Source organism: Aerococcus urinaehominis (genome assembly GCF_001543245.1).
GTDB classification, from domain to species: domain Bacteria; phylum Bacillota; class Bacilli; order Lactobacillales; family Aerococcaceae; genus Aerococcus; species Aerococcus urinaehominis.
Map to the genome: position 1 here is coordinate 85,265 of NZ_CP014163.1, position 12,965 is coordinate 98,229.

Here is a 12,965-nt window from a genome sequence, read left to right on the forward strand (position 1 = left end):
TAAGTAGCCATATTTAGCAATAATGTTGCTGTAAAAGTATGAAAGGGAATATGAAAAAATATAATTTTCTCGATTTTTAGGTTAATTAAATGAATTTTCTGAAAATTAAAAATATACCTGTCGGTCAAGTCATGATACAATAGAAAATGTAATTTAAAAAGGAGGAAAGCTCATGCAATTAAACGGTAATATGGCCACTGATGACAATATGTTAACCATTGGTGGTATCCGGGCCGATAAATTAATCGCAGCATACGGGTCACCACTTTACGTGATTGACCAAGCTGATTTTGAAGACCGGGCCCAAGCTTTCAAGCAGTATTTTGTTTCTGAAAAATTTAAAACACATGTTATTTATGCCTCTAAGGCTTTTTCAAATGTTTATATTTCTGAATTAGCCAAGGCGGCTGGCCTCCATATTGATGTTGTTAGTGGGGGCGAACTCTACACTGTTTTAAAGGCGGGTTATGACCCTAGCCAAGTCTACTTCCATGGTAACAACAAAACCCCTCATGAGTTAGCCTATGCCCTAGACCAAGGGATTGGCACTATTATTGTCGATAATGACTATGAGTACCAACTAATCAGTGATTTAGCCAAAGAAAGAAAAATGCTAGCACGGGTCCTCTTGCGAGTTAACCCAGGGATTGAAGCTGATACCCACAAATATATTCAAACCACTAAGGAAGATTCTAAATTCGGCATGTCGACCACTGATCCGCGAACAATGGCCTTTATTCAAGCCATGGCCCAGGATCCAGCCATTGATTTTGCAGGTGTTCATTGTCACATTGGCTCTCAAGTGATGAAGGCAGGCTTTTTCTATGAAGAGGCCCAGGCCATGATTGCCTTCGCTAAGCAGGTCGAAAGCCAGTGTCAAATTGACTTGCAGGAAGTCAACCTAGGTGGTGGCTTTGGCGTATATTATACGGATAAGGATCAACCTTTGAATTTAGCTGAATTTTTGCCAGCCTATATTAAAGAAATCGAACAGGCTATGGTGGCTAATGATTTCAGCTGTGACATTATTTCGATTGAACCCGGCCGGTCTATGATTAATGACTCCGGTTCGACCCTGTATACGCTAGGTGCTATTAAGCACCCGCAAATGGGACTACCCTTTGCTTTTATTGATGGGGGCATGTCTGATAACTTGCGACCAGCCCTATACCAGGCTGAATATGAGGCAGCAATTGCTAACCGGATAAATGAACCTGCTGACCAAGCCTTCCGAGTGGCTGGCAAGTGTTGTGAAACTGGCGATATTTTAATTCAAGAGATCAAACTTGCTAACCCGCAGCCGGGGGATATTTTAGTGGTGCCAAGAACCGGGGCTTACACATTTGCCATGGCCTCCAACTATAACCGGATTGAAAAACCAGCAGTCGTTTTTGTTAAGGATGGTCAGTCCAAAGTGGCTGTTAAGCGAGAAACTTATGCCGATATGACGCGTAATGATTGCTCTATCAAGGATTAACCAGGACTAGTAAAAAGATTTAGGAGGAAATGACGATGATAAAAGTTGGTATTGTCGGCTACGGTAACCTAGGCCGTGGCGTCGAAGCAAATTTGAAGTTAGCTAATGATATGGAACTAGTAGGGATTTTTTCAAGACGGGACCCAGCTAGCCTGGATACCCAGGCACCAGCCTATTACTATGATGACCTCGATCAATTTACGGATAAAATTGACGTTTTGATTCTCTGCGGTGGTTCGCGGACTGATATTCCTAAGCAAGGACCAGAATTAGCTCAAAAATTTAATACCGTTGATGCCTATGATAACCACAGCAATATGTCCCATTATTATCAAGATATGCAAGCAGCCACCCAAGCTGGCAACAAGCTTGCTATTATTGCGACTGGCTGGGACCCAGGCCTATTCTCGCTTAACCGATTAATGGGCGCAGCAATTTTACCCCAAGGCAACACCTATACCTTCTGGGGTAAGGGGCTAAGTCAAGGCCACGGAGATGCAGTGCGTGGGGTTGACGGGGTAGCCGACGCTGTCCAATACACCATTCCTAACCAAGATTTGATGGCCGATATCCGGGAAGGTAAGGAGGTCGCTTATGATAGCCACAGTGCCCATAAGCGCGAGGTCTATGCTGTATTAGCTGATGGCGCTGACCCTGACCAAGTGCGGGAAGCTATTGTCACCATGCCCGACTACTTCCAGGGCTATGAAACCACAGTTCACTTTATAAGTGCTGAGGAGCTCAAGGCTAACCATCAAGGCCTGCCACATGGTGGGCATGTTATTCGCTCTGGTCAAACTAGCCCTGAGGCCCACCAAGTATATGAATTTAGTCTAGATCTGGCTTCTAATCCTGAATTCACTGCTGCTGTAAATGTTGCCTATGCCCGGGCCGCTGCTCGTCTGGCTAAAGAGGGGGTCACTGGTGTGCAAACGGTCTTTGACGTTGCTCCTAAGTATCTTAGCTCACGGCCAATTGCTGAATTAATCGCAGACCTACTATAATAAGGGTACATTATTGGCCCTATTTAATAGGAATAAAAAATAATTAGCTTGCTAAAAGTAATAGCCATCCGCCGATTTGGGGATGGCTATTTAATTTCTTTTTTTGAAAGGGTTATCTTGAGTCCAAAAGTTCATTATATGTTATAGTAAAAATGAGATGAAGTTAGGATTGGTAACGATTGCAGTCAAGCCTAACCAGGACAAATCAGCTGCTTATTTACTTTGGGGGAAGTGGATAGACTGCTGCTAACAAGTAGGAGAAGGAGATTAAATAAAATGCTGGGCCTTTTAGAAGAGTTAGAAAAAATACGTCTTGAAGTATATAAACAAGGTCAAGAATACTACCGCAGCTGGTCACCAACGGATATTCGACCAGATTATCGTGATTCAGCTCAAAATCTAGCCTATTACCGCGCGCTTCGCCAAATTGACCTAGTTAGCTTACAGGAAAGCTTATTAGCCTACGGACTGAACCCTTTTGTCAATATTGAGTCAGATGTGCTAGCTGGCTTAGACCAGGCTATTAATCATTTAGCTGCTATGCAAGAAAATGGGAAGCAAGCAGATGAGCCAGCTCCTGCAAATAAACCAGACAAACTACTGGCCCAACGCCAGCTAGACTTTTATGGTCAGAGTGACCAGGCAGCAATTATGGTGACTATGCCGCCTAACGCGGTTGATGATTTGCAACTAATTGCAGATATGCAGGCTGCCGGAATGACTGTTGCCCGGATTAATACTGCCCATGAAAATATTGCTGACTGGCAGGCCATGGTGGCCAACCTCCACCAAAATCAAGCTAACTTACCGGTCTACTTTGATACCGCCGGGCCCAAAGTGCGGATTTCAGCCCTTTATACGCGCCTGCAAAACCCTAAACTAGTTAAGGGTGACCAGTTTTTTATCTCCTACCGAGAAGAACTCGGGCCATTCCAAGACCAAGATTTGGTGCTGACCTGTCCTTATGAGGATTTAATCAAAAGTTTAGCGGTTGGCGACCAGGTCGTTATGTACGATGGTGATGTCAGTGGCCAAGTAACCAGCTGCCATCCAGCTGGTGTGGTGGTTACGGTTACGGGAGTTCGAAAGGAAAAGGGGCAAAAAATTAAGGCGACCAAGGGTATTAATTTCCCTGAAAAGGACCTTGGTCTAGATATCTTGAGTCCTGATGATCAAGCGGCCATCGCTGGTATTGCCCGAGCTGATTTAGCTACAGGCTTTAACTTGTCTTATTTAAGGCAGACAGACGATCTTATTGCGATTAAAGCTTGTCTGGCTAAAAATTATGGCCAGGCTAGCCAGGATCTTAAACTCAATCTGAAGATTGAAACCCAGGCAGCCTTGGACAATATTTATGAACTGATTATCGAAGGAAACCGTCACCATCAAGCGGGGCTGATGATAGCCAGGGGTGATTTGGCGGCAGAGCTAGGTTTTGTAGCCATGGCTAGTCTGCAAGAAGAATTATTGCGCCTAGGCCGAGCTGGTCATATCCCTGTGGTACTTGCTACTCAAGTATTAGATAATTTGGTTAAAACCGGTATTCCTAGTCGAGCAGAAATTTCTGATGTTATGTTGGCCGGCCGCAGCCAATGCGTCATGCTGAATAAGGGGCCCTATATTAGCCGGGGCATCGCGACGCTCAAGAGACTTTTAACTGCGTCTAACCACTACTTTAACCACCAAGTGCCTTATATGGGGCTATCACCTTTAGGTCATCAGTTGAAATAAGTATTGAAGATGGTTAAATGACATGATTTCACAAGGAGGTAAGCAGGTGTTAGGTGCTATAATAGGTGATGTAATAGGTTCTGCCTATGAACGTCCCAGCCAGTCAACTAAAAAATACGATTTTGACCTTTGGACCGACCGTAGTCATTTTACCGATGACACAGTGATGACCCTCGCAATTGGCCAAGCCTTAAAAAGTCACTTAGCAGGCAATGAATCTTTTGTTGAGGCTTGCCGTTATCAAATGCGGCAATATGGTCGGACCTATCCTAACTTGGCCTATGGTAAAAGTTTTAAGGCCTGGCTATCAGCAAGTGACCAGGCAGCCAATCCTAGTTACGGAAATGGGGCGGCCATGCGGGTGAGCCCAATTGCTTGGTTTGCCACTAACCAAAACCAGTGCCTCCAATTAGCCAAGAGCCAGGCCCTTGTATCTCATGATCATGAAGAGGCTGTGATTGGGGCCCAAGCTGCTGCATTAGCAGTTTTCCTAGCCCGTCAAGGTGCTAGAAAGATTGAAATCAAACAGGCAATTACCCAGCTGGCTGACTATCAACTTGATACTGATTTAGCTGATATTCGGCCGGGTTACTATTTTCAGGTAAGAGCGAGCCAGTCTGTGCCCCAAGCTATTATGGCTTTCCTGCAGAGTCAAAACTTTGAAGACGCCATTCGTCTAGCGGTATCCCTAGGGGGAGATGCGGATACCCTGGCAGCCATTGCCGGCAGTATTGGCCAAGCTTATTATGGTGTGCCTGCTACTATGGTTGACCAGGTGCGAGCTTACTTGCCTGACCAACTATGGCAGGACTATCAATCTCTCTGGGCTTGGTTAAGGACCAGGACCAATTAATAAATATGGTTTAAATTAGTTTGATGAAACTGTGGCTGATGTCACAGTTTTTTTGTTATTTTGGTCTAGCCGAGTCAGCTAAAACCTGTACTAACTGGCAAATCAGAAATAACTCTCATTAGTTTGCGCGGTAATGCACAATTTTGTTTAAAAGCGAACTAGTATGTTAAACTTAATAAAAATTTGTGTAAGGATGACGCCCATGACCTCATTAGAAGATAAATTAAAGCAGTTTCAAGCTGGTAGCTACCAAAAAAATGCCCAGCTCTACCACCAGTTAGCCGACCACCAGGCGCCCCATAGTTTAATGATTACCTGTGCAGATTCACGTATTGATGTTGAGGCCCTCTTGGATGCCAAGCCAGGGGAAATTTTTCAAGTACGCTCAATTGCGAATATTGTGCCCGCTATTGATCAAGTCGGACTACCTTCTAGCGTGATGGCTGCGGTTGACTTTGCCTTAAATCAGCTTGAGGTTGATCATATTATTATTTGCGGTCATTCAAATTGTGGCGGTTGTGCAGCCTGCCTAGGTCCTAAAGAAAATTTGGCCACCATGCCTTATCTTGAAAAGTGGATTAACCTGCTTGAACCCGTTAAGGCTGGTATCCAAGCTAGCTTGGACCAAGCAAGTGATGCTAGCCAGGCGAGTTTACTCCTCGAAGAAGCCAATGTTAAGGCACAATTCAACCACCTCATGTCCTATCCCATGGTGGCGGACAGGGTGGCTAGTGGGCAATTGTCCGTTCACGGTTGGCATTACGATATCAATAGTGGCCAAGTAAGAGTTTATGACCAGGAAAAGAACCAGTTTGTTGATTAAAAATTCTGAAAATTTGTAAGGGATATCATTTGGTTTCGAATTAAAAGCGTGTTATGATTTTTTTGGGAATAAAAAACCGAAGAAAAGTTGTCAATCGTCACTCACGCACCTTAAAAGGAGAACCATATTACTGATAAAAACGATATCGTAAGTTACCAGCCATGGGAGTACGTTAAAGAAAACGGCGCTGATATGAATGAAGCTGAATTTAAACGACTCTTTCCCTTGTTTGAACCAGGTCCGGGTCCTGCCATGAGCCGCAAATACGGTAAAAATAATGATTTAACCAAAAACGCAACTGTTGGCGATGGTGAAGCCCTGGGTCAGCGTATCATTATAAAGGGCCGGGTACTAGATGAAGTAGGTAATCCCGTTCCTAATGCCTTTATCGAAATTTGGCAAGCTAATGCAGCCGGCCGTTATATTCATAAATTAGATTCATGGGACGCGCCATTAGATCCTAATTTCCTAGGGTCAGGCTGGACACACACTGATGAGGATGGCTGGTATGAATTTACCACCATCAAGCCAGGTAACTATGCTTGGAAGGCTGAATCTAATGAATGGCGACCAGCCCATATTCATTATTCGGTGATGGGACCGGAGTTAGCTGACCGTTTAGTAACCCAGCTTTACTTTGAAGGCGATCCACTCCTGTCTATGGACAAGGAAATTTTTCTACAGCTTGATGAAGCAGACCAAAAACGGGTGATTTGTAGCTATAATCACGACTACATGATTGCAGACTGGGCTATGGGTTACCAGTTCGATATTGTCTTACGTGGCTCACAATCTCATCCGTCTATGCCTAACAACCATAAATTGACGGCAGAAGATCAGGCCAAAATTAAAGAACAGACAGGGGAGGGCAAGTAAATGGTTATTCTAAATCCAGAAAACAATGAAGAAACAAGGCGGACGCCTCAGCAGACAGTGGGCCCTTATGTGACCCTAGGCCTGTTAAACCAAGAAGCCGGTAAGGATAATAACCTTTTAGCTGATGGCGGTAAGGGTAAAGAACTAGTGATTTCTGGCAACCTTTTCGCTAGCGCGGGAGATCCAATCTTTAATGTCATGGTCGAAATTTGGCAAGCCAATGCCGATGGTGTCTATAACCATCCCAGTGAAGCGCATATGCCAGGTTTTGACGCAGATTTTGTCGGCTTTGGTCGGACCATCACCGATGAGCGTGGCTACTATGAATTCCGCACCATTCTCCCAGGAGCCATTGCAGATCATGACCATCCAGAACTTGCCCAATCTCCGCATATTATTATAGTGGTCCATGCTTCTGGGGTACCTCACCCGCTCTATACGCGAGTTTATTTCGAAGACCAAGAACATAACGACAACTTCTTAAATAATATTCCGGCAGACAAGGCAAAAACCCTAATCGCTAAGCGAATTGAGGGTGATTTAGAACAAGTGCTCTACTACCATTTTGATATGGTGCTAGAGGGTGAGGCCGATGAATTAGCCCTCGAAACTAAAGTTGATGGTGAAGAAATGGCTGATAAGCCAGATGGTTCAGGAAAACCTGTTACCTACTTCTTCAGTTTTGACAAGGATATGATTTAATAGCATAAGAGCCTGGGGCGTAAGTCCCAGGCTCTTACTATTATACAAATGGTGGCAGTATAGTCGGGTTTGACTCGGCAGGCATGTCGCCACTTCAGAAACTAGTCTCAATAGCTTGAAGCTATTGGGCTGATTCCTTCCAGTCGGCCATGCCCAATCGGCCAGTCTCACACCTTCTTTTAATCCAAAAATATTGGTGATGTCATTTCTCCTTGGCTGAAAAACTGGGTTTCATTGTAGTGGTAGCAAATTTTTGAGAAGTCAACAGGCATCCCATCAGCCAGATAATAATTAGATTCAATGACAATCGTTGGGTCGCCAGATTTTAGTTGTAAATGCTTAGCTTCTTCTGGATGAAGGCGTCGAGCCCGCATAAAATGGTCGACATAATGAATATCCAAACCTAGTCCCTGACGTAAATAGCTAAAAAGAGAGCTGGTGGCAATTTCTTCTGACAAATAGGGCACTAATTTTTGAGGAAAGTAGGAGGCTTCGATACAGAAGGGCCGACCTTCAATATATCGCACTCTGTTAACATAATAAACCGGATCACCGGGTGCTAGGTCTAAATTACGACAAAGCTCTTCATTAGCGGGAATTAAGTCTAGCGCTAAAACTTGGGAGTTTAGGTCAAATTCACGTAGAGAGGAATTAAAACCTTGTAGGTCCATCAGGTTAATGTAGCCCTTGCGACGGGGCTGACGGACAAAGATGCCCGATCCTCTTACCTGGTAGATTAAACCTTGTTTCTCCATCATTTCCAAAGCCTTAATAACAGTATTTTTGGATACTAGGAAGTTATTGGTTAGTTCATCCAAGGAAGGTAACTTATCTCCTTGTTGGAGCTGGTGGTCTGTAATGTAGCGGTAAATTTTCTGGGCAATTTTTTCATATTTGAGCATATAACACCTCGATAGGCTAGTACGAAGTTACTAGCCTTTTTTTTATTTAGTTTACCTTATATTTTTAAACTATACAATTTTATTATTAGGGTATTGACATAATTGTATGGGTATAATTATAATGGACGTACAAAATAAAACGTTTTCATTGGAGGTAAAGTACTTTGACAGATAGCAAATATGAAAAAATAGCTAGTAATATTTTAGCTGAAGTTGGTGGACCAGATAATATTTCTAAAGCAACCCACTGTGCGACAAGATTGCGGTTATTTTTAAAAGAGGATGTACCACTTAGTCAGTTAGATGATATTGATGGGGTGGTGAGTGCGGTAAAAAATGCTGGTCAGTATCAAGTTGTTATTGGCCAAGATGTTAGGAACGTATACGAAGCATTTATGGCCCAGGCTGGCTTAACTAGTAAAGAAGAAAGTGATGAAGTTGAAGAAAAAGACGACACTTCTATACTCAACCGCATTATAGGAACTATGTCAGCCGTTTTTGCGCCCTTTGTTTATATTTTAGCAGCGGCGGGTATTCTCCAAGCCGTTCTAATTGTCCTGACTACTTTTTGGCCTAGTTTGGCTGAGACGGGGACCTACCAGATATTTAACTTGATTTCATGGGCACCCTTTGTATTCTTACCAATTTTTATTGCTGTCACAGCTTCTCGCCACTTTAATTCCAATCCTTATATTGCCATGACAGCTGCGATGGCCTTGGTTAGTCCAACTTTAACGGAAATTATCAGTCAAGTGGCAGCAGGGCAATCTTTTACCTTATTCGGTTTCCAATTAAGTCCAACTGCTTACACTTCAAGTGTATTGCCACCCTTATTCATGGTGTGGGGGATATCTTATTTGGAAAAATGGTTAAATCGAAGCCTACCAGAAACGCTAAGACCTATCTTTACTCCTTTACTTTCAATTGTCATTGCTGTACCGGCGACACTATTAATAGTCGGCCCAATTACAGCTGGAGCGGCTAGTATGGTTGCATCAGGCTACAACTGGCTCTATGAAAGTGTGCCTGTGGTTGCTGGTGGTCTGCTTGGCGGTTTGTGGCAATTACTAGTGCTCTTTGGTATTCATTGGGGAATTATGCCAATTATGTTGCAAAACTTTAACCAATTTGGTTATGATTCCTTGCAAGCTTTTACTTCTATTGCAGTCACTGCTCAGGCGGGTGCTGCTTTAGGCGTGGCTCTAAAAAGTAAAGATGAGAAGACCAAACGAGCTGGTCTTTCTGGTTTTTTACCGGGATTATTTGGGATTACTGAACCAGCTATCTACGGCGTTAATCTACGTTATAAAAAGCCATTCGTAATTGCTTGTATATCTGGTGCTGTGGGTGCTTTAGTTGCTGCTATGTTCAAGGCCCGCTACTTTGCTTATGCTGGCTTACCAGGCCCATTAACAGTTGTCAATGCGATTAATGCAGATTTTCCGACAGCTTTTTGGGGTGAGCTGATTGGTGTCGTCATTGCCTTGATATTGCCAATAATTTTGCTTATGATTTTAGGTTACGGTGATGATGCAGTCGCTGATGTGTCTACTGATGATAAAAGCTCCAAATCACGCGGTCAAGATAAAGTGGCTGAAAATACAGCTAGTAGTAGTCAAGTTTACCCAGTGATGTCCGGACAAAGAATTGAATTAGCAGATGTACCAGATCCTGTTTTCTCAGCTGGTATTATGGGTCAAGGTATTGCCATTGAGCCAAGCGATGGTCTGCTTGTCGCACCTTTTGATGGCCAAGTAGTGATGATTGCGGACAGCCATCATGCCATCGGTTTAAAGTCTGAAGCGGGTGTGGAATTATTAATTCATGTTGGTCTAGAGACAGTAGGCCTGGAGGGCAAACCCTTTAAATTAGAGGTTAGTCAAGGGCAAACAGTGCAAGCCGGTGAACTCTTAATGACAGTTGACCTAGACCAAATTCGTCAAGCAGGTCTACCAACCATTACACCGGTGATTGTGACTAATAGCCAAGATTTTTCATCTGTTGTTGTAAGTGATCAAGATGATTTGTTATTAACCGTAACTAGATAAGGAGAATAAAATGTCTAATAATAAATTACCTGAAGATTTTCTCTGGGGTGGCGCTTTTGCTGCCCACCAATTTGAAGGGGCCTGGAACGAGGATGGTAAAGGTCCTAGTGTGGTTGATGTTTTAACAGCAGGACGCAATGGCCAACCGCGCCAAATTACTGACCAGGTCGAACCCGGCTTGCATTATCCTAACCACCATGGGGTTGATTTTTACCACCATTACAAGGAAGACATTGCGCTTATGGCTGAGATGGGGCTCAAAGCCTTTAGGACCTCAATTTATTGGGCCCGTATTTTCCCTAAAGGGGATGAAAAAGAGCCCAACGAAGCTGGTTTGCAATTCTATGATGATGTCTTTGATGAGCTATTAAAGCATGGTATTGAGCCAGTTATTACGCTGACACATTTTGAGATGCCCTTACATTTAGCTCAGACCTATGGTGGTTTTAAGAATCGTAAGGTCGTAGGCTTCTTTGAACATTTTGCCAAAACCGTCTTTAATCGCTATAAAGACAAGGTTAAGTATTGGATGACTTTCAATGAAATTAATAACATGATGGATTACACCAATCCAGTCTTTTTATGGACCAATGCCGGAGTGACTGTCCAAGCGGGAGAAAACCCCAAAGAAGTGATGTACACAGCGGCCCACCATACCTTATTGGCTTCAGCCTTGGCGGTTAAGGCTGGTCACGAGATTAATCCTGATTTTAAAATTGGCGCCATGGTTTCTCATGTACCGATTTATCCTTTAAATGCCAAACCTGAAAACATTCTTCTAGCTGAAGAAGCCATGCGTCTACGTTATTTCTTCCCTGATGTTCAAGTTCGTGGCTACTATCCTAACTACGCGCTTAAGGAGTTTGAGCGGGAAGGGTTAAACATTCCTATTTTGCCTGGTGACGACGAGATTCTTAAGGCCGGCAAGGTTGATTACCTAGGCTTCTCCTACTATATGTCCAATACGGTCGATATCGATAGCCAGGACAGCGATGATTCAGCTAATATTCATGGTAAGATCCCTCACCAGGTTGATAATCCTTATCTAGCAGCTTCTGATTGGGGCTGGGCCATTGATCCAGTCGGCCTGCGCTATGTACTTAACCGGCTATGGGACCGTTATCAAATCCCACTCTTTATCGTAGAAAATGGTTTCGGTGCAGTTGACCAAGTCGAGGCTGACGGTCAAATCCATGACCAAGACCGGATTAATTACTTAGGAGCGCATATTAAGGAAATGATTAAGGCTGTTGACCAAGACGGTGTTGACCTAATTGGCTATACCCCTTGGGCAGTCATGGATATTGTTTCCTTTACCACTGGTGAGATGAAGAAACGCTACGGCATGATCTACGTTGACCTGGATAATGATGGTCATGGGAGCTATGAACGGTCGAAAAAAGATTCTTTTGACTGGTATCAAGCAGTGATTGCTAGTAATGGGGAAGCAGTATTTAAATAGACCAGCAAGCTAGCAGGAGGCAGAAGTATGACAGCTAAAAAAATTATCTTTCTTGATATTGATGGTACCCTGGTGGACTACCATAATCAACTACCAGCATCAGCTAAACAAGCCATTCAATTAGCCCAGGCTAATGGCCACCAAGTCTATGCGGTTACAGGCCGGTCCAAGGCGGAAATATACCAGGATATCCTAGACCTAGGCCTGGATGGCTATATAGGTGGTAATGGTAACTACATTGAAAGCCAGGGGCAGGTAGTCTGCCATCAATTGATGTCTGGTGATCAGATTAGGCAGATAGTTGACTGGCTCAACCAGAGGGGGTTGGCCTTTTATCTGGAATCTAACTCTGGCCTCTATGCTAGCGCTAGTTTTGCAGTGGATGCCGAGCCAGCAGTCCGGGCCTATATGGCTGGCGAAGGTCAAGCTGGTGCTCAGTCCGTAACGGTAGCCCAGGTCTTTCCTGAAATGATTTATGGCGCCGACCTCTACCGTGATGATGTCAATAAAGTTTCCTTTGTCCTCACTGGTAGTGATGACCTAGCAGCCGCCCGTCAAGCCTTTCCCGACCTCTTAGTTGGCTCTTGGGGAGGCCAGGGGGAAGAGGCCCTCTTTGGTGACTTAGCCCTGGCGGGTGTCAACAAGCAGACCGCTATCGCCAGTCTTTTGGACTATCTGGGCCTTGACCGGGCTAACAGTTTGGCTTTTGGTGATGCCAAGGTAGACATCCCCATGCTTGAATATTGTCAGGTTGGGGTGGCCATGGGAAGTGGCGGGCCAGAAATCAAAGCCATGGCCGACTATGTGACGGCCGGGGTTAATGAGGATGGGCTTTATCAAGCCTTTAAGCATTTTGGTCTAATCTAACTATAAAGTCAGCTAGCTTTCCTAGGAGTTGAGCACTTGAACAAGCACTGGCAGTCACTTGATGCTGACTGCCAGTGCTTGTTCGTTTCTTCCCTCTGGCTTGACAGCAAATAATACAGGGTCTAAACTTAAATTGAAAAGGTTATCATGAGCTGATATGCGCTATTGATAAAACTTTCCACCAGGAATTTTTGCAAATGATTTAAGCAAAGGAGGTTGA

General features: G+C 44.0%; 11 protein-coding genes. 10 read left to right on the plus strand and 1 reads right to left on the minus strand.

Annotated elements, in window-relative coordinates; translation table 11 throughout:
- Positions 1-172: 172 nt before the first annotated feature.
- The 7 genes from lysA (at position 173) to pcaG (ending at position 7,466) form a co-directional block, all read left to right on the plus strand.
- Positions 173-1,477: a diaminopimelate decarboxylase gene (gene lysA / locus AWM75_RS00435; RefSeq protein ID WP_067977209.1), complete on the plus strand. Its 1,305-nt coding sequence runs from the start codon at positions 173-175 to the stop codon at positions 1,475-1,477.
- A gap of 35 nt (positions 1,478-1,512) precedes the next feature.
- Entirely contained in the window at positions 1,513-2,481 is a 969-nt protein-coding gene (locus AWM75_RS00440) for a diaminopimelate dehydrogenase (protein ID WP_067977210.1), read from the plus strand.
- Positions 2,482-2,757: 276 nt separating this feature from the next.
- Complete coding sequence (locus AWM75_RS00445) at positions 2,758-4,212, plus strand: pyruvate kinase (RefSeq protein ID WP_067977211.1); 1,455 nt, start codon at positions 2,758-2,760, stop codon at positions 4,210-4,212.
- Between the two features lie 46 nt (positions 4,213-4,258).
- A complete protein-coding gene (locus tag AWM75_RS00450; protein ID WP_067977212.1) occupies positions 4,259-5,065 on the plus strand; it encodes an ADP-ribosylglycohydrolase family protein in 807 nt (268 codons plus the stop codon).
- A gap of 202 nt (positions 5,066-5,267) precedes the next feature.
- The gene (locus AWM75_RS00455; RefSeq protein ID WP_067977213.1) at positions 5,268-5,888 is read left to right on the plus strand and encodes a carbonic anhydrase; all 621 of its coding nucleotides are present in this window, start codon (positions 5,268-5,270) and stop codon (positions 5,886-5,888) included.
- Positions 5,889-6,080: 192 nt separating this feature from the next.
- Complete coding sequence (locus AWM75_RS00460; RefSeq protein WP_074572446.1) at positions 6,081-6,764, plus strand: dioxygenase family protein; 684 nt, start codon at positions 6,081-6,083, stop codon at positions 6,762-6,764.
- Positions 6,765-7,466 (plus strand): protocatechuate 3,4-dioxygenase subunit alpha, encoded by a 702-nt coding sequence (pcaG, locus tag AWM75_RS00465; protein WP_067977214.1) that lies wholly within the window; start codon positions 6,765-6,767, stop codon positions 7,464-7,466.
- A 179-nt stretch (positions 7,467-7,645) separates the two neighbouring features.
- Here pcaG and AWM75_RS00470 read toward each other — a convergent pair whose 3' ends face one another.
- Entirely contained in the window at positions 7,646-8,368 is a 723-nt protein-coding gene (locus AWM75_RS00470) for a GntR family transcriptional regulator (protein ID WP_067977215.1), read from the minus strand.
- A 164-nt stretch (positions 8,369-8,532) separates the two neighbouring features.
- On the opposite strand from AWM75_RS00470, the gene AWM75_RS00475 reads away from it, so the two are divergent.
- Genes AWM75_RS00475 through AWM75_RS00485 form a run of 3 tightly spaced genes read left to right on the plus strand, consistent with a single transcriptional unit; the run spans position 8,533 to position 12,745 of the window.
- Positions 8,533-10,416 (plus strand): beta-glucoside-specific PTS transporter subunit IIABC, encoded by a 1,884-nt coding sequence (locus AWM75_RS00475; RefSeq protein ID WP_067977216.1) that lies wholly within the window; start codon positions 8,533-8,535, stop codon positions 10,414-10,416.
- A 10-nt stretch (positions 10,417-10,426) separates the two neighbouring features.
- On the plus strand, positions 10,427-11,878 hold the full coding sequence (locus AWM75_RS00480; protein WP_067977217.1) for a 6-phospho-beta-glucosidase: 1,452 nt from the start codon (positions 10,427-10,429) through the stop codon (positions 11,876-11,878).
- Between the two features lie 27 nt (positions 11,879-11,905).
- The gene (locus AWM75_RS00485; protein WP_067977218.1) at positions 11,906-12,745 is read left to right on the plus strand and encodes a Cof-type HAD-IIB family hydrolase; all 840 of its coding nucleotides are present in this window, start codon (positions 11,906-11,908) and stop codon (positions 12,743-12,745) included.
- Positions 12,746-12,965 lie beyond the last annotated feature (220 nt).